Origin of the sequence: Candidatus Didemnitutus sp., from assembly GCA_019634575.1 — a bacterium.
Taxonomy (GTDB): domain Bacteria; phylum Verrucomicrobiota; class Verrucomicrobiia; order Opitutales; family Opitutaceae; genus Didemnitutus.
Genome location: JAHCAY010000001.1, coordinates 3223033 through 3244738, shown reverse-complemented (window position 1 = coordinate 3244738; position 21706 = coordinate 3223033). Strand labels below are relative to the sequence as shown.

The window sequence follows — 21706 nt, the reverse complement described above, 5'->3', positions numbered from 1 at the left end:
CCACCGCCCGCCCCGCGAAAAGACGCGTTCGTCGCACGCCTTCCCCCGCTGGTCAGTGCGGCATTGCCGGTCGTCCGGCGGACCGCCAACGTCGCCGCTCGATGAACACACCCCGCCTCCTCCTCGCCGCTCTGGTCGCGACGCTGGGCGCCTCCGCCGCGTCCGCCGCCGTCGTGCCAGCCGCCGACCTCAAATTCTCCGTCGAGCACATGGACCGCTCCGTGTCGCCCGGCGTCGACTTCGCCAAATACGCCTGGGGCGGTTGGGGCACCCGCACCGCCATCCCCGCCGACAAGGCCCGCTGGGGCTCCGGCGACATGCTCGGCGAAAACAACTGGGCCCGCGTCCGCAGCATCCTCGAGGACGCCGCCGCCAAATCCGGCGCACCCGGCTCCATCCAACAAAAGGTCGGCGACTTCTACGCCTCGGCGATGAACACCGAGGCGATCAACGCCGCCGGCCTCAAACCCCTCCAGCCCACGCTCGACCAGATCGCCGCGATCAAGACGGTCGACGACCTCATCGTCGCCGTCGCCGACGCGCAGAACCACATCGGCGGGCCGCTCTTCGGCACCGCGATCTACGCCGACTTCAAGGACAACTCGAAGATCTGCTTCTACCTCGCCCAAGGCGGTCTCAGCCTGCCGACGCGCGACTACTACTTCGACGAGAAGTATGCGAAGTTCCGCGACGAATTCGTCGTGCACATGGCGAAGATGTTCGAACTCGCCGGCGCCACGCCCGAATCCGCCAAGGCCGACGCCGCCACCGTCTTCGCGCTCGAGAAAACCCTCGCCGAGGTCTCCAAATCCCAGACCGAGCTGCGCAACCCGCTCGCGAACTACAACAAGATGACCCGCGCCGAAGCCGACGCCGCCATGCCGGGCTTCCCGCTCGAGCGCTACCTGTCGCTCGCGATGATCCCCGCCAGCGAGCAGGAGATCGTCGTCATGCAGCCGAAGTTCTTCGCCACGCTCGGCACGCTGCTCGAGCCGCGCCTCGCCGAGTGGAAGGTCTACCTCCGCTACCACGCGCTGAAGGATTCCGCGCCGTTCCTGTCGTCGGCCTTCGAGGACGAGAGCTTCCGCTTCTTCGGCCAGACGCTCAACGGCACGCCGCAACCGGAGCCGCGCTGGCAGCGCGTCGCCAAGCGCATGGACGGTCAGATCGGCTACGCCATCTCCGAACTCTACGTCGCGAAATATTTCCCGCCCGCCGTGAAGGCCCGCCTCGACGGCATGATCGCGATCATGAAGGATGTCCTCCACGACCGCATCCAGAAGCTCGACTGGATGACCGACGCCACCAAGGCCAAGGCGCTCGAGAAACTCGCCGCGTATCGCATCATGGTCGGCGCTCCGCCGAAGTGGCGCGACTACTCCGGTCTCTCGATCGCGCGCGACGACTTCTACGGCAACATCCGCGCCGCCTCCTTTTTTGAAGTGAAGCGCCAGCTGGCTAAATTCGGCCAGCCGTTCGACCGCGACGAGTTCCTCGCCTCGCCGCACCAGGTCAACGCCTACAACCAGCCCTCGGCCAACCAGCTCGTGTTCCTCGCCGGTATTTTGCAGCCGCCGTATTTCGACGCCGAGATGGACGACGCCGTCAACTTCGGCGCGATCTGCGCCGTCATCGGCCACGAAATCACGCACGGCTTCGACGACCAAGGCCGCCTCTACGACGCCTCCGGCAACCTGAAGGACTGGTGGACCGAGAAGGACGCCACGGAATTCAAGGCCCGCTCCGACAAGCTCGTGAACCAGTTCGGCGCCTACGAGGCGCTCCCCGGCCTCAAGGTCAACGGCCAGCTCACGCTCGGCGAAAACATCGCCGACCTCGCCGGCGTCTCCATCGCCTACGAGGCGCTCGAGCGCTCGCTCGTCGGCAAGGAGCGCAAGCTCATCGACGGCCTCACGCCCGAGCAGCGCTTCTTCCTCTCGTGGGCGCAGGTCTGGAAGACCAAGACCCGCGACGAGCGCATGAAGTTCTACCTCCAGGCCGACCCGCACTCGCCCGGCGAATTCCGCGCCTACGGTCCGCTCGTGAACTTGCAGGAGTTCTACGACACCTTCGGCATCAAGGAAGGCGACCCGATGTGGATGAAGCCCGAGCTGCGCACCAAGATCTGGTAAGCGCGCCACGCCCGACCCGCATCGCCCGACCCGTTTCAAGCCCGCGACTGATGTCGCGGGCTTTTTCTTTCCCGGCGCCGTTTCGCCGGCCGAGGCTGGACAAGGCGCGCGGACCGTCCTCTCTTCGCTCATCCCCATGGTCCTTCTGATCGGCACCATCGTTCTGCTGCTCCTCGTCTACTCGCTCATGAGCGCCCGGTCCGGCCGCCGTGCCCCAGGGCAACCTCCGAGCTCCGGCGACACGGACATCCTGCTCCCACCCGATACCGGCAGCGACAGCCACCATCATTCCCACGGCGATTCCGGCGGACATCATTCGTCGCACGACGCCGGGAGTCACGATTGCGGACACTGCGACTGCGGCGGTCATCATTGACTGGCGCGGCCACCGCCGCCGCACGCGCGACCAATTCCGCAAAACCCGCGACGAAAATCCCCGCGTGGGCTGGATTACCTAGACCCACGCTTCGCGCTTGCCGCGCGTGCGTCGCATCGCCGCAATTCCGCGTTATCTCTCCCCGTTTTTCATGAGTCTCACGGTTTGGGCCAACCACGAGCTCCGTCCTGGTGCGCGTGAACTATTCTACGACAGCCTCGCCCGGCTGGGCTGTCGCGTCATCCAATCGGAAAAATCCTCCCGATCGGTCCTCACCCCCGGCGCGCCCGACCCCACGCTCCTCGAAGCCGACATCGCCTATGGCCAGCCGGCGCCGGACGACATCCTGCGCGCACCGAAACTGCGCTGGGTCGCGCTCTCCACCGCCGGCTACACGCGCTACGATCGCGACGATTTCCGCTCCGCCATGCGCACGCGCGGCACGATCGTGACGAACGCCTCGAGCGTGTTCGCCAATCCCTGCGCGGAGCACGCGCTGGCGATGATGATGACCTTCACCCGCGAGCTCCCGCGCTACATCGCCAACAAGCACGCCGCCCGCGAGTGGAACTACACCGACGGCCGCTATTCCATCGAGACGTTGCAGGGCAAAACCGTCGTCATCCTCGGCTACGGCGCCATCGGCCAGCGCCTGCACGACCTCCTCACGCCGTTCCGCTGCCGCGTCATCGGCGTGCGCCGCCAGCCGCGCGGCGACGAGGGCATCGAGATGGTCCGCGACGCCGAGGTCGGCACCGTGCTCGGCCTCGCCGATCACGTCGTGAACTGCCTGCCCGACGCGCCCGGCACGCAGCGCTTCTGCGACGCCGTGTTCTTCGCGCAGGTCCGGCGCGGCGCCTATTTCTACAATGTCGGCCGCGGCTGCACCGTCGACCAGGTGGCGCTCCAATCCGCTCTCCGCAGCGGCCAGCTCCGCGGCGCGTTCCTCGACGCGCTCGATCCCGAGCCGTTGCCGCCCGACCACGCGCTCTGGGCCGAGCCGAACTGCCACATCACGCCGCACCTCGCCGGCGGACACCGCGAGCAGGACGAGAGCCTCGTGCGGCATTTCACGGGCAACCTCCAGCGCTTCGTCAGCGGCCTGCCGCTGCTCGATCGCATCGTCTGACGCGGTGGCGCGGCACGGCCCACACCGACGCCGCGGCGCGCAGGGTGGCCGAAAGACGAAGGCGATCGCTGACCCCTTCGCCCGACGATTTGCTTGTCAAAAACGCCCCGACGGCGTTTGACCGCGCGTGCCCCTCGCGCCCGCCCAGCGCACCGCGGGCCTTCCCTTTTCGCCGATGGAATTGCGCCACCTCAAGACCTTCCTCGTGGTCGCGGAGACCTTGAACATCTCCGCCGCCGCGCGGCGTCTGCACGTGACGCAACCCGCGTTGAGCCGGCACATCCACCTGCTGGAACATCAGGTCGGCCACCCGCTGTTCGTGCGCCATCGCTCCGGACTGCGCCTCACGGCCACCGGCATGACCTTGCGCGACTACGGCCTGAAAGCCGTCGAGGCGGCCGACACCGCGCTCCAGCACGCCCGCGGCGCCGGCTCGAAGGAGGGCACCGTCGTGCGCTTCGGCTACTACGGCATCAGCGTATGGGAAAACATCCTCGCCCCCGCGATCGAGGAGTTCGGCCGCCTCCATCCGGCGGTGACGCTGAACATGGTCGAGGAATCCTCCGTGCACCTCGCGGCGGATTTGCAAGCCGGGCAACTCGACGTGGCCCTCCTCGGCGAAGGCGACTACCGCGCCCTGCCCGGCGTGGTCACCGAGATCGCGTGCACCATCCCCTCCCTCGCCGTCGTCGCGCCCGACCACCGACTCGCGGGCCGCCGCTCGGTGTCGCTCGCCGATTTGCGCGACGAGGAGATCATCGGCTTCAAGCATCAGGATGCGCCGGGCAAATACCGGCCCTTCCTCGAGGCGTGCCGCGTGGAGGGCATCACGCCCCGCGTGTCGCACGTCGCTTCGATTTTCCCCGAGTTGTGCGTGGCGGTCCGCAAGCGCCGCGGCGTGGCGATCCTCAGCGCGTTCGTGCGCGCCGTGTCGCACCCCGGCGTGGTCTTCCTGCCCTTGAAGCCGCCCGGCGTGCCGGTGTCCCTCTACACGGCGCACGCCGCGCGCGCGTCGGCGGCGGCGCGCGATCTGGTGCGCATCCTCGCCGGCCACGCCCAACAGGCCGCGCGCGACACGTTCCGCGCGAAGTAATCCGTCCGCCACGCCGGCGCGCGGAGTCGTCCCGGTGCGGCGGGCAATAACGTTCCGGCATGGGCTCCCCAACGACATGGTATTAGCGCGGGTCGCGGCCGTTTGATATTTTCGGGGCTCTTTCGCCCCCATGATCGCCCCGACCGTCCGGCTGCTTCCGTCTCCTCTCCCGTCCCCGGCCCGCGCGCCGCGCCGCTGAACGCCCGCTTCGTCGCGCCGTGGAGTTGCGTCATCTCAGAACCTTTCTCGCCGCCGCCGAGACGCTCAGCATCTCCGCCGCCTCGCGCCAGCTGCACGTGACGCAGCCCGCACTCAGCCGCCAGATCCGCGAGCTCGAGCACGTCGTCGGCCAGCCGCTCTTCGTGCGGCACTACAAGGGACTGCGCCTCACGGCCGCCGGCGAGGAGCTGCGCACCCGCGGCGCGAAGATCGTCGCCGCGCTCGAGGAGACGCTGCGCATCGTCCGCGGCGACGCGCAGAGCGGACCGCCGCTGCTGCGCGTCGGCTACTACGCGACGATGGACACATGGGCCAAGATCCTCGCGCCCGCCATGGACAAGCTCGCGCGCCGCGTGCCGGGGTTGAGCTACGCCGTGACCGATCGCAGCTGCGGCGAACTGCTCGGCGATTTGCGCGAGGGCCGGGTCGACGTCGCCCTGCTCGGGCCGGGCGAGTATCCGCGCATTCCCGGCGTCACGATCGGCGTCGCCAGCGGTTTCCCCGCCGCCGTGCTCGCGCCGATCAACCATCGCCTGGCGAAAAAGCGCCAGCTCGCGCTCGAGGAATTGCGCGACGAGGAGATCGTGACGCTCACCGAGGAGTCCGCGCCGGGACGCGACCGGGCGTTCGCCGAGGCGTGCCGCGCGGCGGGCTTCGTGCCGAAACTCCTGCCCATCGGCCGCAACATCCCCGAGGCGATCACCGCGGGCATCCAGCGGCAGGCCCTCGGCATCGCCGGCAACTTCGCGATGACCGCGCCGCACCCCGGCGTCGTCTTCATCAAGCTCAAGCCTCCCGGCGTGCGCCTCGAATTGCACGTCGCGCACGCCGAGACGGTGCCGCTCGCCGCGCCGCTCGCCGAACTCATCGCCGCCGAGGCACGCCGCGTGATCGAGCGGCTCTGAATTTTTCGCGTGGAACTACGACACCTCCGCACCTTCCTCGCCGCCGCCGAGACGTTGAGCATTTCCGCCGCCGCGCGCCGGCTGAACGTCACCCAACCCGCGCTCAGCCGCCAAATCCGCGAACTCGAACGCGAAGTCGGCCACTCGCTCTTCGTGCGCCATCCCGCCGGACTCCGCCTCACCGCCACCGGCCAGGCCCTGCGCGAACGCGGCGCGCCCGCGCTCGCGAAGATGGAGGCCGCGCTCAGCTTCGCCCAAGGCGAGGCGGCACGGGAGCCCGCCGTGCTGCGCGTCGGCTACTACGGCACGATGGTGATCTGGAGCCGCGTGCTCGCCCCCGCGCTGGAGAAACGCACGCGCCGCCAGCCGGAAGTCACCTACGCCGTGCAGGAGCTGACCAACGCGCAGATGATCGTCGCGCTGCGCGACGGCGCGCTCGACGTGGCCGTCCTCGGCCCCGGCGACCTGCCGAACGCGCCCGGCGTGACCATCGAGACGGCCTGCGAGTTTCCCGTCTCCGTGCTCGTGGCTCTCGATCATCCGCTGGCCAAGAAGCGTCAGCTCGCGCTCGAGGAGTTGCGCGGCCAGGAGATCGCCAGCCTCTCGCCCGAGAGCGCGCCCGGCCGCGACCGCGCGTTGATCGCGGCGTGCCGCGCGGCGGATTTCACCCCGCGGATTTTCTCCGCCGGGGCCACGTTCCAGGAAGCGCTCCTGCTGGGCGCCCAGCGCGGCGCAGTCGGCCTCGCCGGCACCTTCGGCGCCGGCATCCGCAGCACGCTTTTCCCCGGACTGGCCTGCATACCGCTGAAGCCACCTGGCATCCTGCTCCCGCTCCACGTCGCCCACGCGAAATCCTCCGTCTCCGCGCGCTTGCTCGCAGAGACCATCGGAGTGGAAGCCCGCCGCGCCGCGGCGACGAAGCGCGCCTGAGCCGCATCGCACCCCGGCGGCGACGCGGGCGATTCCCTCGCGCGACCACCCGCGGAAACTCGCGCCGAATCGCGGCCGGGCGCGGCGCAACGGCTGCGATGCTCCCCGCGCATAGGGGGTCAAAGGACACGGCATTAGCCACGCCGACGCGCTGTTGCTAATCTCCTGCACGAACCGGGCGCGACCGAAGGCTACGGCCCACGTGTCCTCGACCGCACACCGCAGCGCTGCACCGCACCGCGACCGGCTCGCTCCTTTCCCAAAACGAACCAACATGAAACCAAACCGCCTGCTCAACCCGCTCGCGCGCGTCGCACTCCTGTGCTGGACGGCGCTGATCGTCGCGCTGCCGTTCGCCCGCGCCGTCGATACCACGAAACCGCCCACCATCTGGGCGTTCAACATGTCCGGCTCCGGCACCATCAACGCCGGCGAATCCGTCGACCTCAACTGGTCCGTCAGCAACAACGCCGAAACCGTCACGCTCTCGCCCGGCATCGGCGACGTCACCGGCACCACCTGGATCACGGTCAAACCCGAAGCGACCACGACCTACGTGCTCACCGCGCGCAACGCCGCCGGCGCCGTCACGAAGAGCCGCAAGATCACCGTGATCGTGCCGCCCGCGATCACGTCGTTCACCGCCACGCCGGAGAGCATCGCGCCCGGTCAATCGGCGCGCCTCAAATGGACCGCGCCCGGAGCCACATATTATTACCTCGCCGCCGACAACGGCAACGACCCCGGCCGCTTCTTCACCACGAGCACGACCGTGCGCCCGCGCACCACCACGACCTACACGCTCACGGCCTACAATCCCGCCGGCTCCACCACGCGCACGCTCACGCTGCCCGTCGGCACGGTCGGCGCGAAGCCGGTCATTTCCTCCTTCACCGCCACGCCCGCGTCCGTGACTCAGGGTGATGCCACGACGCTGGCGTGGGCGGTGTCCGGCGCCACCTCGCTCGCCCTCTCGCCCGACGTCGGCGCCGTCACCGGCAACAGCGTCACCGTGACGCCCGACTCGAGCCGCACCTACACGCTCGCCGCCACCAACGCGAACGGCACCACCACGCGCACCGTCGACGTCACCGTCACGCCGCGTCCGCTGCCGCTCCCCGAGATTTCGTCATTCACCGCCTCGCCCACGACGATCATCCGCGGCCAATCCACCACGCTCACCTGGTCCGCCACCGGCGCCGAGCGCATCAACATCTCCGGTCTCGGCGACGTGACGGGCAACAGCGTCACCGTCTCGCCGCTCGCCGACACGACCTACACGCTCACCGCCACCAACAGCACTGGCTTCGTCACGCGCTCTGTCTCGGTCGTCGTGCGCGCGCCCGCGCCCGTGATTCACACCTTCATCGCCACGCCCGCGATCATCGAACGCGGCGGCTCGACCACGCTCAGTTGGTCGGTTGAAAACGGCGAAGTCGTCTCCATCGCCGGCCTCGGCGTGGTCAGCGGCAACAGCGTCTCCGTCTCACCTGTCGCCACCACGAGCTACACGCTCACCGTCAGCAACGAATCCGGCAGCGTGTCCGCCACGACGCAGGTCACGGTCAACGTCCCGCCGCCCTTCATCCAAGCCTTCCAAGTCTCGCCCGCCACGATCACGCAGGGCGAGAGCGCAGAGCTGACCTGGTCCGTCGACGGCGCCACGCGCGTCAGCATCGCCCCGGGCCTCGGCGAGGTCTCCGGCAACAGCGCGACCGTCACCCCGAGCCAGACCACCACCTACACGCTCACCGCCGAGAATGACGGCGGCAGCGTCACGCGCTCGGTCACGCTCACGGTCAACCTCCCCGAGCCCGCGCCGACCATCAACTCCTTCACCGCCACGCCGGCTTCCATCACGCTCGGCGCGTCGACCACGCTCGCGTGGGACGTCACCGGCGCCGCCTCCGTCACCATCACCGCCAGCACCGGCGCCAGCCCGGGCAACGTCACGGGCAACACCGTCGTCGTCAGCCCGACGGTGAACACGACCTACACGCTCACCGCCGCCAACCAAAACGGCGACGTCACGATCCGCAGCGTAGCCGTCACCGTCACGGCGCCCGCGCCCGTGATCAACTCCTTCATCGCCACGCCCGCGAACGTCAGCCCCGGCACGAGCGCCACGCTCGCCTGGTCCGTCACCGGCGCCACGCACCTCACCGTGCTCGCCGACGTCGGCACCTCGCCCGGCAACGTCACCGGCGAGAGCGTCAGCGTCAGCCCGACGCAGACCACGGTCTACACGCTCACCGCCACGAACGACGGCAGCTCGGTCACGCGCACCGTCACCGTGACGGTCTCCGATCTGCCGCCAGTCATCGGCTCCTTCGTCTCCTGGCCCAACGTCATCGACTACGGCCAATCCACGAAACTCTACTGGGATGTCCGCGGCGCCGCGACGCTCGTCATCACCGCCGAGCGCGGCGAAAGCCCCGGCACCGTCACCGGCGCACAAGGCAACATCACCGTCACGCCCGTCACTTCGACGCTCTACACGATGGTCGCGACCAGCGCGGGCGGCTCCGTCACGCGCTCCGTCACGCAGGTTACGGTCAACGCCGCCCCGCCGCCGCCGGTGCCGGTGATCGACTCCTTCCTCGCCACTCCGTCCACCATCAACCTCGGCGATTCCGCCACGTTGAACTGGTCCGTCACCGCCGCCGACACGCTCTCGATCTCGCCCGGTGTCGGCACCGTCACCGGCACGAGCGTCACCGTCAATCCGACGCAGACCACCACCTACACGCTCACCGCGTCGAACCAATACGGCCCGGCCACGCGCACCGTCACGCTGAACGTCACGCAGCCCGCGCCGCCGACCGTCAACTCGTTCACCGCCAATCCGAGCACGATCCCGCTCGGCGGCAGCACGACGCTCAACTGGGTCGTCACCGGTGCCACCGAAGTCAGCATCGCCGCCGACGTCGGCGCGAGCCCGGGCGTTGTCACGGGCAACAGCGTCAACGTCACGCCGACCGAGGACACCATCTACACGCTCACCGCGCGCAACCAATACGGCGAGACCACGCGCACCTACCCGGTCGTCGTTACCGGTCCCACCGCGCCCGTGATCGCCTCGTTCAGCGCGTCGCCCGCCTATCTCGAGGCCGGCTCCGGCGCCAGCGCCACGCTCTCCTGGAACGTCTCCGGCGCCGACACCATCAGCATCGCCGCTGATGTCGGTGCGAGCCCCGGCGTCGTCACGGGCAACAGCGTCAGCGTCACGCCCACGCAGACCACCGTCTACACCCTGAGCACACAAAACGGCGTCGGCACCACCACGATGACGACCACCGTCATCCTCTACACGCCCGGCAACGGCAGCGTCGCGCACCCGCGCGTGTGGCTCACGCCCACTCTCGTCGAGCAACTTGTCGCCCGCGCCCGCGCCAACGATCCCGCGTGGATCGCGTTGCGCAACGCCTGCGACCAGTGGGCCACGATGCCCGTGCGCTGGCCCGACGAGTCGTCCGCCAGCGGCACCATCAACGGCGGTTATCAATACTTCGACTACTACCGCCCGGTGGCCGACCTCTCGCTCGGCTTCCAGATCGCCGCGCAGATCGACCCGACGCGCGCCGCCGCCTACGGCGCCAAGGCCCGCGAGATCGTCCTGAAGATGTCCGACCCCGTGCGCCACGGTCGCGAGTCCACCGACTCCGGCTGGAGCATCCGCGCCTACGTGCCCGCGCTCGCGCTCGGCTACGACTGGCTTTACCCGATCCTCAGCAACTCCGACCGCGCGCAGATCTTCTCCGAGATCAACCGCTGGGTGGAGTGGTATGACGTCAGCGGGTTCAGCCGCACCTTCCCCGTCGGCAACTACTTTGCCGGCTACTACGCCGCCAAAGGCCTCGGAGCTCTCGCCACCGAAGGCGACAACCCGAAGGCCGACGCGATGTGGAACGATTGGCTCAATCGCCTGCACTTCAGCATGGTCGTGCCGTATCACCAAGCCTGGCTCACCGGCGGCAGCGCCACCGACGGCTGGAACTATGGCCCGAACGAGACGCTCAACATGGTGCGCCCGCTCGTCGCCGCCCGCACCGCCAAGGGCCTCGACCTGATCAACCATCCGCAGCAGCCCTTCGCCTATCCGAACGGCCACGCCCGCTGGATGGCGCACTTCACCTGGCCCGACCTCACCTCGGTCATGGATCGCGGCTTCCTCTACTCGAGTTCGAATCCCACGCCGGCCTCCGCCGCCTGGGCCACGCAATACGCCGGCCTGCTCCGCATGGCCAACGGCGCCGACGCGCCCATCGCCCAGCAATACGCCCTCGACCTCCGCGCGCTCCCCAACCGCGACCGCGGCGAGGCGTGGGTCGAGTTCCTGTTCTTCGACGCCGCCGCGCCCACGCAAAATTACCGCACCGCCCTCAGCTACCGCACCGGCGGCGACGGCCAAGTCTCGATGCGCCAATCGTGGAACGCCGACACCGTGTTGGCCGCCTTCCAAGCCGGCCCCTACACCGGTTCGCCCGACTCGTCGGAAATGTTCTACGACCAAGGCGGCCTCACCATCCAGCGCGGTAACGTCCGCTTCGTCGTCAACGCCTGGGGCGAAATGCTCCGCCACACGCCGGGCACGACCGACGGCGAGGATCGCGACCCTGTGACTGGCGAGCGTCCGTTCAACCAGCTCTACACCGAGCTCTACGGCGACTCCGTCCCCGAGGGCTATCGCCAGGCGCGCCGCCTCTTCAACACGTTCTACTCGCACCGCACCATCCGCGGTGAACTCGTCGGCTTCTTCAGCGAAATCGGCGTCGGCCCCGAGGCCGCGCACACCACGCTCTCGAAGTTCGAGGAGGGCGGCCGCCACGTGATGATGCGCGCCACCAAGCTCGAAGACCTCTACTGGGACCCCGAGCCCATCGTGAAGTGGGAGCGCTCCGTCGTCTACGTGCGCCCGCAGGTCTTCGTGGTCTATGACCGCACCAAGATGTCCAGCGCCAGCGTCGATAACTGGATGTCGTGGACCATCGCCAACGGCCCCGAACTCGTTTCGAACACGCCCGCCGCCACGGTCTTCAACGTCGTCGATCGCCGCGCCGCCTACGGTGGCAACCTCTATCGCGGCCGCATGACCGCGCTGCTCCCCGTCGGCCGCGTCGTCACGCCGGTGAACATGTTCAACCGCAACAAGGTTCACCGCATGGAAATCCGTCCCGGCACGCCCGCGACCGACACCACGTGGGTCACCGTGTTCGATGCCGCCGGCTCCGAATCGACCGCCGGCAACGCCACCGCGCTCGCCGCCTCCGCCGGCAACGTCACCTCCGGCGACGTCGAGGGCGCGCACATCGCCGCTTCCGCCGGCGGCACGAATGCCGCCGTGCTCTTCAGCCGCACCGGCCTGCCGGTCACGGGCGCGATCGAGTTCCGCGTGCCGAACGCCGCGACCTACGTCGTCGTCAACGACCTCACACCCGGTGCCGGCTACGACGTCGCGACCACCGTCGTGGACGGCCAGCTCGTTGTCCGCGTCACCGCGGGCGGCAGCCGCGCGGCCTCCGCCGAAGGCGTCCTCGCCTTCGACGCCGCTCCCGCCGCGCAGTGATTTGACCGCCCCGCGCCCGCGCCGTCACCGGCGCGGGCGCTTCGGGAGGGCCCGAAGCGTCAAATCCGCGGCCCTTCGCGCCCCTGAAATCCGTATATCAGTTAGCCCGCCCTAACCAAATGCATCGGGGACGACTCCACGCACTCTGCGCTCGCCCCCTTTCCCGGTTCGGGCTCGGGCGGTTTCCCTCGGAAACCGGCCGGACGCCTGCGCTCCACGCACCGTTTCGGTCCAACTTTTCCTCCACTCTCCAACCGATCTTCCGCGTTCATGCATTCCGCCACCACCCTGCTCAAACCTGCCCTCTACCGCAGCGTTCTCTTTAGCGAGCCAGGGACTGTCTCCGTCGCCCCCAGCACCGCCGCCCCGACGCGGCCGGTCGCCCGCCTGCACGCACACTTCCTCTTCAACGCCCTTCACGCCGTCGGCACCCTCGTCCGCCTCCAGCGCAACGACGAGGCCGCGCGCGCCATCTTCCACCTCGCCGAACTCGAACGCCATCTCGTCGAGAAAGACGATCGCACCTTCGTGCCGCTGAGCGAGGAGCTCGACCTCATCCAACTCTACCTCGGCTTCGAGCGCATCCGCTTCGGCGACAGCCTGCGCGTGGTCGTCGAATGCGATCCGGAAGTGCGCGACCTGCCCGTGCCCAACCTGATTCTGCTCCCCCTGGTGGAGAACGCCGTGAAGCACGGCATCGCGCGCCGCGCCGGACAGGGCCGCATCGAGGTGTTCGCCGGCCGGCGTGACGGCGCGCTCTGCCTCGAAGTGCGCAACGATCCTCCGCTCCGCGACAAACCTGTCCCCGCCGGCCTCGGCTACGGCCAGCGCGCCACGCGCGAACGCCTCGCCGCCCTCTACGGCGGACGCGCCACCTTCACCTTCGCCGCGCAGCCGCCGCACGGCCTCGCCGCCACGCTGCAGCTCCCCGCATGAGTCCGCTCAACATCCTCCTCGTCGACGACGATCCCCTCGCCCGCGCCAATCTCTCCCGCCTGCTCGGTGCCGAGCGCGACATGTGCGTCGTGGGCGAAGCCGGCGATGGAGCCTCCGCCCTCTCGCTCCTCGAGACCGCCACGCTCGACCTCGCCTTCGTCGACGTCGAGCTGCCCGACATGACCGGCTTCGGCGTGCTCGCCCGCCTCCCCGCCGCTCGCCGACCCGCGATCGTCTTCACCACCGGACATCGCGAGTTCGCCGCCGAGGCCTTCGAGATCCGCGCCCTCGACTACCTGCTCAAGCCCTATACCGACGAGCGCTTCCGCAACGCGCTCGATCGCGCCCGCCGCCACCTGCGCCAGCCCGCCCTCGAGTCGATCGCCTCGCAGCTCCACAGCATCGTGCGCCATCTCGGGGATCAGCCGCCGAGCAGCGCGACCAATTCCCCCCTCGTCGGAACCTCGTCCGAACCCCAGTTCATGGCCAAATCGGGCAACGACATCCACGTCTTCAAACCCGACCAGATCAAGTGGATCGAGGCGCAGGGCGACTACCTGAAAATCCACAGCACGCTCGGCAACGCGCTCGTGCGCGAGACGATGAAGGGTTTCCTCGCGCGCGCCACGCCCGGGATTTTCGAACGCGTGCACAAATCCGCAATCGTGAATCTCCGCTACGTGCGCCGCCTCGTGCCGCTGAACTCCGGCGACTACCGCCTCGAACTGCTCGACGGCACCCCCGTGCGCGTGAGCCGGAACTACTTCGGCCAGCTCAAGCACGCCCTCGCACGCTGATTCCCGGTCGTCGCACCTCCGCGCAGGTTATCCCGTCAACCCGCGCCGTGTCGCCGCACCATTGAGAGAATTTCCCTTCGCCCCAGCAAAGGGACCACCCTGCGGGCCTCCGTCAATCGGGAGCGCCGCAACACACTAACACCCGATCAAACCCATGATCAAAATGAAACCATGCAACTCGCATGCGGCCCGCGCGCGCCTTCTCGGCCTGCGCCTGTCCGCATTGCTGGCGCTCCCCGCCCTGGCCTTCGGCCAGACCGGAACCTCCACCGACAACGCAGCCAAGCAGGATGAGCCCCTGAAGCTCGATAAGTTCGTCGTCACCGGTTCGTTCATTCCACAGGCCAGCTCCGAGCCCGTCGGCCCGGTCGCGGTCTTCACGGAAAGCGACATCCGCTCCACCGGTGCGTTCACGCCCATCCAGGCGCTGCGCAGCTTGCCCTCCTTCATCGGCAATCCCGGCCCGACCGAAAACGACTCGAACGGCGGCAACGGCTCGACCGCGGTCAGCCTCCGCGGTCTCGGCGCCGGCCAGACGCTCGTCCTGATCGACGGCCGCGTCACGCTCCAGTTCGCCAACATCCAGCTGCTCCCGATCGAAGCGATCGAGCGCGTCGAAGTGCTCCGCGACGGCGCGGGCGTCATCTACGGCTCCGCGGCCATCGGCGGCGCGGTGAACATCATCCTCAAGAAGAACTATAACGGCTCGACGCTGAACGTCAGCGCCGGCGGCGCCACGCGCTCGCCCGGCGGCCGCGAGACCTACCAGGTTTCGTTCGCCACTGGCGTTTCGAACGAGAAGACCTCGATCGTCGCCACCGGCAGTCTCTTCCACAACCGCACGATCTACGCGAACAACCGCCCGAACAGCGCGCAGTCCGACAACCGCCGTCTCGGCGGCACCAACGGCGGCTCGCCCACGTTCCCCGGCGTGGTCAGCATCGGCGGCGCTCCCAAGATCCTGCGCCCGAACTTCCCGACCAACGCCACCCCGACGGCCGCGGACTACATCGATTTCGACACGAACGGCTTCAGCTCGAACCAGCTGTTCAACTTCCGCCAGTATTCGCCGTCGGCGCCCGGACAGGACCGTCAGTCCTTCATGGTCAGCATCGATCACGCGATTGCCGGCGACAAGCTGAAGCTCTTCGGCGGCTTCCTCTACTCGCGCCTGAAGACCGAAAACGGCCTCGCCCCGGCGCCCTTCGCGCTCGACGTCGACCCGGCCGGTCCGGCCGTCGGCAGCGCGACGTCCTTCGGTCCCTATAACCAAGGCATCCTCAACCCCGCGACCGACTTCTTCCGCTACCGCTCGGTCGAACTCGGCAACCGCACGAACGAGCAGACCTTCACCGACTATCGCTGGCAGGTCGGCCTGCGCGGCCAGATCTCCGACAAGTGGTCGTGGGAAAGCGCGATGACGATCGAGCGCGAGGATTTCGAGCAAATCGACGGCGGCGTGCCGTCGCTGCCCGCCCTCGACGCCGAGATCCAAGCCGGACGCTTCAATCCGTTCGCTCCCGCGTTTTCCAAGGGCACGGCCACCATCGGCGGCCAGACCTACACGTGGGACAACGAGAAGGCGCTCCAGGCTTCCGCCATCAAGGCCCGCCAGGTGAACCCGATCCGCAACCGCTTCTACGACTTCCGCGTGACCGGCGCCCTCTGGGAACTGCCGGCCGGTGACCTCGGCTTCGCCGCGGGCTACGAAACCTACACCAGCCGCAATACCTTCGATCCGGACGACCTCTATGCCTCCGGCAGCGTGCTCGGCCTGAACTCCTTCTCCGACTCCTTCACCAAGCAGCAGAGCGATTCGCTCTTCGCCGAAGTCAAGGTTCCCATCATCGGTGAAAAGAACCGCCTGCCGCTCGTGCACAGCCTCTCCGTCGGCGCCCTGGCGCGTCGCGAAGATCAGGAGATCGGCGACGGCACGGACTCGCGCAGCTACACCAAGACCAACCCGAGCGTGAACCTCCACTGGGCGCCCACGGCGGACTACCTCGTCCGCGCGAGCTGGAGCAAAGGCTTCGTCGTGCCGATCCCGGGCACCGTCTTCGGCACGCCCGGCACGAGCAACCCGACCCTCGTCGACCCGCTCGGCTTCCCCTATTCGGCGCAGACGCAAATCGTGATCCGCACGAATCCCGATTTGCACCCCGCCGAGTCGAAGGCCTTCTCCGTCGGCCTCGTCGGCTCGCCGCGCAACCTGCTCAAGAACCTGAGCTTCTCGGTCGACTTCTACTCGATCGATGTCAGCGGCATCGTCGCCAACAACGCGGGTGCGATCCTCGCCGCGAATGCCGCGGGCCAAGGCCCCGGCTTCGTCCCCGGCAACGCCGCGACCATCAACCCGAACGCTCCGTTCGCGAACCTGATCCGTCGTTCCGCCAACGGCCGCCTGAACAGCAGCGGCAGCTTCGCGGCCGACGGCATCATCTCGAAGGGCGCCGTGCTCTCCGACTACCTCAACATCGGTTCGCGCAAGGTGCAGGGCCTCGAATATACGGCCACCTACCTCTACAACACGACCGACTGGGGCCGCTTCAAGTTCACCGCCGCCGCGAACCAGTTCCTGAAGTTCGACCAGAACTCCGGCCCCGGCCTGCCGACGGTCAGCTACCTCGGCCGCTTCGTCAGCACCGTCGGCGACCCGATCTCGCCCGGCAGCATCCCGCGTTGGAAGGGCAACTTCTCCACCGGCTGGACCTACGGCAACTGGTCGAGCACCGCGACGTTCAACTACATCGGCTCGTATCAGGACGACCCGCTCTTCGTGCTCACGCCGAAGATGCAGGCCTTCATCGACGCGGGCACCCCGAAGTCTGATCCGCTCTTCGCGGCGTTCCTCTCCGATATCTCGCAGCCCAAGGTCGGCGGCTACCGCCGCATCGCCGCGTTCAAGACGGTCGACCTCCAGACGACCTACAGCTTCCAGAGCGACAACGTGTTCCTCGAGCACCTCTCCGTGACGCTCGGCGCCACGAACGTGTTCGACAAGCTCGCTCCGTTCGCCGCTGGCGCGTTCAACGACAGCTTCGACACGCGCACGCACAACAACATCGGACGCTTCGTCTACCTGCAACTGCGCAAGCAGTTCTAAGCTTTGGGTAGCATCTGAACCTCTCACGGCCCTGCTCCTTTCCGGACAGGGCCGTTTTCTTTTCCATCGTCAGACCGGGCCGCGTTTTTGTTGTCCCTCGCGCTCCCGGAAAAGCGTATATTTCAGCAAGGCGGCGCCCCAAATCAGCCCCGCGCGGTCACGCTCCGGTCGACCAAGCCCCCCGGCGGCACTGCGCAGAGCCAGCCGCCCTCGTGCGCCCTCCTCGGTCACTCTCTCGCCTCCTCCCTCGATCGGTGAAAACTCCGCTCGCGCGCCTGCGCGCCCCCTTGCTCGGTTTGCTCGTCGTCTCAGCCGGCCTTGCCGCCCCGCCCGCCGGCCTCCCGCTCTCTCCTGCCGAACAGGCCTGGATCGCCCAGCACCCGGTCGTCCGCGTCGGCCACCTCGACGGCGCCGCGCCGTATTTCGTCCGCGACAGCCACGGCGAACCCTCCGGCTTGAACGTCGACTATCTCGCGCTCATCGCCGAGCGCACCGGGCTGCACTTCGCCCACGACGCCGATCGCGTCTGGTCCGAGATTTTCACCCGCGCTGCAGACGGCCGCCTCGACCTCGTGGCCGGCATCGGCCGCACGCCCACCCGCGAACGCAGCCTCATCTTCGGCCAGCCGTTCATCTTCTCGCCCGACGTGATCGTCACTCGCGTGCACTCGCCCGTGCTGGTCGACATGCGGCAGCTCGATGGTCTCCGCGTCGGCATGGCGCGCTCGAGCCCGCCGATCGCCCGCGCGCCCGCCGCCCAAATCGTCGGCTTCGACAACATGCGCGACGCCATCCGCGCCGTCGCCCGCGGGCAGGTCGACGCCGCCATGGTCGACGCCCTCGTCGCCATGCACGCCATCAAGGCCGACGGCCTCTCCAACGTGAACATCGGCGTCATCTACGACGAAAACGCCGACGTTTACCTCGCCTCCACCCGGCGCCATCCCCTGCTCGCCTCGATCATCGACAAAGCCCTCGCCTCCATCACCCCCGAGGAACACCGCCGCATCCGCGACCGCTGGCTCTCCGTCGACTACACGCAAGACCGCTGGTGGCTCATGGCCTTTCGCGCCGCCTCCATCTGGGCCGCGTTCCTCACCGCGCTGGCTTTGTTGTTCTTCCTGCAACGCCGCCGCCTCGCCCGCGAACTCGCCGAGCGCCGCCGCATCCAGCGGCAACTCGAGGAGGTGCGCGACCGCCTCGCCGCCGCCAGCGAGGAGAAATCCGAGCTCATGCGCATGCTCGTGCACGATCTCCGCAATCCCCTCGCCTCCTTCGTCATGGGCGCGAACCTCCTCCGCGTCGGCGGCCTCTCTCACGAGCAGTCCTCCGTGGTCGAGGGCCTGCGCTTCAACGCCGCCAACATGACCCGCCTCATCGACGACCTCATGGACGCCGACGTCATCGAATCCGGCCACCGGCGCCTCCGCTTCACCTCGATCGATCTCACCCGCACGCTCGCCCAAGCTCGCGACGCCTTTCTGGAAATGGCCGGAGCCAAAGCCCTCCAACTCCGCTACCTGCCACCGGTGCAACCCGTCTTCGCCGTGACCGACGAAGGCGCCTTGCGCCAGATCGTCGACAACCTCCTCTCCAACGCCGTGAAATACTCGCCTCCCGGCCGCACCATCCAGCTCACCCTGCAGGCGGAAGCCGGCCAGGCGACGATCGCGGTCCACGATCAGGGGCCCGGCCTCGCGCCCCGCGACATCGAGCTGCTCTTCCGCAAATTCTCCCGCGGCCCCGCGCGCCCCACCGGCGGCGAAAAGAGCATCGGCATCGGCCTCTGGATCGTGAAACAGATGACGGCCGCCCTCGGCGGCGAGATTCGCTGCGAAAGCCAGCTCGGCCAAGGCACGCGCTTCATCCTCGTCCTCCCCCTCGCCGGTCCCCCGCCCACCGCGCCCCAGCCGTCGCCCGTCGCCACGCGTTGAACCGCTTCCGCCGGCCACGTCGCCGCCCTTCCAACGGGTTCCTCGCGCCACACCGGCATTTGGTCGCAAAACCCTCGCCCACCACCATCCCGGTGCCTGGATGCGTCCATTCCCGGCCCCCGGCCGTAATTTTCGGGAATATCTTCCGCCCCCTTGGCTCCAACCCGCCGTAATCCATGCCTTTCCCGAACACTGCGGCACAGTGCCGCAATGTTCCTGAAAACAACCCCCGTATCACTGACATGAACAAATCCACCCGCACCATCATCGCGGCCGCCGCCATGGCCGGCCTCTACGCCGGAGCCCTTGCCCTCAAGGCCTCCGCTTCCACCAACGTCAATGCCGGCACCCAGATCGTCGGCGACGAAAAGGGCAAAGACTCCTGCAAGGGCAAGGACGGCTGTAAGGGTAAAGACGGCTGCAAGGGCAAAGAGTCCTGCAAAGGCAAGGACGGCTGCAAAGGTAAGGAGTCCTGCAAGGGCAAGGACGGCTGCAAGGGTAAGGAATCCTGCAAGGGCAAGGATGGCTGCAAGGCCAAGGACAAGAAGGACGAGCCCGCTAAGTAAGCTTTTTCACGCCGGGTGGATTTAATCCGGCTTTTCAGTGTGTGTCTCCGGAGGCCGACGCCACGCGCGTCGGTCTCTGTTTCTCCCGAAGGTTTGCTTCGCCCTGCCTCCGCGCCACGCTCCGGGCGCAGAGCCAAGCCCGCCCCCCGCAAATGCCCGCCAACAAATTCAACGGCTACACCGACTACGGCATCGGCATCGGTCTGCGCGTCCCGCACTACGACCACATTCTCTCGGAGAAACCGACCGTCGATTGGTTCGAAATCATCTCCGAGACGTTCATGGTCGACGGCGGCCGCCCGCTCGAAGTGCTCGATCGCATCCTCGCCCAATACAAGGTCGTCCAGCACGGCGTCTCGCTCTACCTCGGCTCGACCGACTTCCCGAACAAGGATCACCTCAAGAAACTCAAGGCGCTCACCAAACGCACGAAAACGCCTTGGATCTCCGATCACCTCTGCTGGGGCAGCGTCGACGGCACCGTCTCGCACGACCTGCTGCCGATGCCCTACACGCTCGCCGCCGCCAAGCACGTCGCCGCCAACATCCGCCACGCCTCCGATTACCTCGAGCTCCCCTTCGCCGTCGAAAACGTCAGCTCCTACACCGAGTTCCACGCCTCCGAGATGACCGAGTGGGAATTCCTCACCGAAGTCGTCGAGCGCGCCGACTGCGGAATCCTGCTCGACGTAAACAACATCTACGTCTCCTCGAAGAACCACAGCTTCGACCCCTACGATTACCTGAACAACATCCCACACCGTCGCGTCGCGCAGATGCACATCGCCGGCCACACCAAATTCGAGAAATACATCCTCGATACGCACGACCATCCCGTGCTCGACCCGGTGTGGAAGATGTATGCGCACGCCACCAAACTCTGCGGCGTCACCGCCACGCTCCTCGAGTGGGACGACAAGATTCCCTCCTTCCAGGAAGTGCACGACGAGGCCCTGAAGGCCAACGCCTACATCGCCGAAGCCCGCGCCGCGCTGGGCGCGAAACCCGCGAAATCCGTCCGCTGATGCCGCGCCACGCCGCGAAATCCTCCAGGGAAAAACTCACCGCCCGCTCGCGCGCCGAGCTGCGCGCGCTCCAGCGCGCCACGCTCGCCGTCGTGATGAACCCACTCACGCGCGCCAACCGCACCGCACCGCGCCTGCGCGACGGCCGCGCCACCAAGTCCGCTGTCGCCGCCATCGCGAAGCCCAACGACCGCCTCACCGCCTTCGAGCGCCTCGAAATCTACAACCGCATGTATTGGTTCCGCGTGCTCGACAGCCTGCACGAGGACTGCCCGGGTCTGCGCGCCGCCCTCGGCGAACGGAAATTCATGCGCCTCGCCGAAGCGTTTCTCCTGAAACACCCGTCGAGCTACTGGACGCTCCGCGACCTGCCGCAACGCCTCGCCGACTTCATCCGCCGCACGCCGCGCCTGACCGCGCCGCACACCGCCCTCTGCGAAGACATCGCGCGCTTCGAATGGGCGCAGGTCGAAGTCTACGACGGCGCCGCGCGCCCCGTGTTCACCGTCGACGACCTGCTCGACTCCGATCCCGCCAAACTCCGTCTCGCGCTCCAGCCTTACCTGCAGCTGCTCGAGTTACGCTACCCGGTCGACGATTACCTCATCGCCATCCGCAAACGCGAGTCGCTCCTCCGCGGCGACGCCTCGAACGCGCCCACCGCGCTCCGTGTTCGCGCCGACAGCAAAGTCCCGCGCCCGCGCCGTGCGCCGTGCCGCGTCGCCGTGCACCGGCACCACGGAAAAATCTACTTCAAGCGTCTCGAGCCCGCCGCCTTCAAAATCCTCGCCGCCATCCGTTCCGGCCAGCCGCTCGATCGCGCGCTCGCGGCCGGCATCCCGCGCGCGAAGCGTCCGCGCGAGGATTGGGCCGCCACCGTGCAAGGCTGGTTCCGCAGCTGGATGGAGCTCGGCTGGTTTTGCCGCGGCTAGGAAGTGCGGGCGGCAGCCCGCTTTCTGTTCGCCAGACCGTCCGCGCTGCCTAGCTTCCGCCCC

At 68.0% G+C, this 21706-nt stretch carries 14 protein-coding genes; all 14 read left to right on the top strand.

Translation table 11 applies throughout. From position 1 onward, the window contains the following. Nucleotides 1-101 precede the first annotated feature (101 nt). The 14 genes from KF715_13585 (at nucleotide 102) to KF715_13520 (ending at nucleotide 21643) form a co-directional block, all read left to right on the top strand. The gene (locus tag KF715_13585) at nucleotides 102-2132 is read left to right on the top strand and encodes a M13 family metallopeptidase (protein ID MBX3737724.1); all 2031 of its coding nucleotides are present in this window, start codon (nucleotides 102-104) and stop codon (nucleotides 2130-2132) included. A gap of 136 nt (nucleotides 2133-2268) precedes the next feature. After that, nucleotides 2269-2508 (top strand): hypothetical protein, encoded by a 240-nt coding sequence (locus KF715_13580; GenBank protein ID MBX3737723.1) that lies wholly within the window; start codon nucleotides 2269-2271, stop codon nucleotides 2506-2508. 151 nt (nucleotides 2509-2659) lie between these two features. Beyond that, nucleotides 2660-3637, top strand: coding sequence for a D-2-hydroxyacid dehydrogenase (locus tag KF715_13575; GenBank protein MBX3737722.1), 978 nt, complete (start codon nucleotides 2660-2662; stop codon nucleotides 3635-3637). A gap of 175 nt (nucleotides 3638-3812) precedes the next feature. Then, nucleotides 3813-4730 (top strand): LysR family transcriptional regulator, encoded by a 918-nt coding sequence (locus tag KF715_13570; GenBank protein MBX3737721.1) that lies wholly within the window; start codon nucleotides 3813-3815, stop codon nucleotides 4728-4730. A 218-nt stretch (nucleotides 4731-4948) separates the two neighbouring features. Next, nucleotides 4949-5854 (top strand): LysR family transcriptional regulator, encoded by a 906-nt coding sequence (locus tag KF715_13565; GenBank protein MBX3737720.1) that lies wholly within the window; start codon nucleotides 4949-4951, stop codon nucleotides 5852-5854. A 9-nt stretch (nucleotides 5855-5863) separates the two neighbouring features. Next, nucleotides 5864-6784 (top strand): LysR family transcriptional regulator, encoded by a 921-nt coding sequence (locus tag KF715_13560; GenBank protein ID MBX3737719.1) that lies wholly within the window; start codon nucleotides 5864-5866, stop codon nucleotides 6782-6784. A gap of 274 nt (nucleotides 6785-7058) precedes the next feature. After that, a complete protein-coding gene (locus KF715_13555) occupies nucleotides 7059-12350 on the top strand; it encodes a hypothetical protein (GenBank protein MBX3737718.1) in 5292 nt (1763 codons plus the stop codon). A gap of 270 nt (nucleotides 12351-12620) precedes the next feature. Further along, nucleotides 12621-13286 carry a histidine kinase gene (locus KF715_13550; GenBank protein MBX3737717.1) on the top strand — a complete coding sequence of 222 codons (666 nt, stop codon included), beginning with the start codon at nucleotides 12621-12623 and terminating at the stop codon, nucleotides 13284-13286. Next, nucleotides 13283-14083, top strand: coding sequence for a response regulator transcription factor (locus tag KF715_13545; protein ID MBX3737716.1), 801 nt, complete (start codon nucleotides 13283-13285; stop codon nucleotides 14081-14083). The genes KF715_13550 and KF715_13545 overlap by 4 nt, the downstream gene beginning before the upstream one ends. Nucleotides 14084-14246: 163 nt before the next feature. Beyond that, on the top strand, nucleotides 14247-17186 hold the full coding sequence (locus tag KF715_13540; protein MBX3737715.1) for a TonB-dependent receptor: 2940 nt from the start codon (nucleotides 14247-14249) through the stop codon (nucleotides 17184-17186). 254 nt (nucleotides 17187-17440) lie between these two features. Further along, nucleotides 17441-19120, top strand: coding sequence for a transporter substrate-binding domain-containing protein (locus KF715_13535; protein MBX3737714.1), 1680 nt, complete (start codon nucleotides 17441-17443; stop codon nucleotides 19118-19120). 242 nt (nucleotides 19121-19362) lie between these two features. Then, nucleotides 19363-19686 (top strand): hypothetical protein, encoded by a 324-nt coding sequence (locus KF715_13530; GenBank protein MBX3737713.1) that lies wholly within the window; start codon nucleotides 19363-19365, stop codon nucleotides 19684-19686. A gap of 152 nt (nucleotides 19687-19838) precedes the next feature. Continuing rightward, nucleotides 19839-20711 carry a DUF692 domain-containing protein gene (locus tag KF715_13525; GenBank protein MBX3737712.1) on the top strand — a complete coding sequence of 291 codons (873 nt, stop codon included), beginning with the start codon at nucleotides 19839-19841 and terminating at the stop codon, nucleotides 20709-20711. After that, on the top strand, nucleotides 20711-21643 hold the full coding sequence (locus tag KF715_13520; protein ID MBX3737711.1) for a putative DNA-binding domain-containing protein: 933 nt from the start codon (nucleotides 20711-20713) through the stop codon (nucleotides 21641-21643). The genes KF715_13525 and KF715_13520 overlap by 1 nt, the downstream gene beginning before the upstream one ends. Nucleotides 21644-21706 lie beyond the last annotated feature (63 nt).

Coding starts and splice junctions, on each gene's coding strand:
- KF715_13580 (MBX3737723.1), top strand. CDS start 2,269: ATGGTCCTTCTGATCGGCACCATCGTTCTGCTGCTCCTCGTCTACTCG.
- KF715_13525 (MBX3737712.1), top strand. CDS start 19,839: ATGCCCGCCAACAAATTCAACGGCTACACCGACTACGGCATCGGCATC.
- KF715_13545 (MBX3737716.1), top strand. CDS start 13,283: ATGAGTCCGCTCAACATCCTCCTCGTCGACGACGATCCCCTCGCCCGC.
- KF715_13540 (MBX3737715.1), top strand. CDS start 14,247: ATGAAACCATGCAACTCGCATGCGGCCCGCGCGCGCCTTCTCGGCCTG.
- KF715_13520 (MBX3737711.1), top strand. CDS start 20,711: ATGCCGCGCCACGCCGCGAAATCCTCCAGGGAAAAACTCACCGCCCGC.
- KF715_13555 (MBX3737718.1), top strand. CDS start 7,059: ATGAAACCAAACCGCCTGCTCAACCCGCTCGCGCGCGTCGCACTCCTG.
- KF715_13585 (MBX3737724.1), top strand. CDS start 102: ATGAACACACCCCGCCTCCTCCTCGCCGCTCTGGTCGCGACGCTGGGC.
- KF715_13550 (MBX3737717.1), top strand. CDS start 12,621: ATGCATTCCGCCACCACCCTGCTCAAACCTGCCCTCTACCGCAGCGTT.
- KF715_13575 (MBX3737722.1), top strand. CDS start 2,660: ATGAGTCTCACGGTTTGGGCCAACCACGAGCTCCGTCCTGGTGCGCGT.
- KF715_13530 (MBX3737713.1), top strand. CDS start 19,363: ATGAACAAATCCACCCGCACCATCATCGCGGCCGCCGCCATGGCCGGC.
- KF715_13570 (MBX3737721.1), top strand. CDS start 3,813: ATGGAATTGCGCCACCTCAAGACCTTCCTCGTGGTCGCGGAGACCTTG.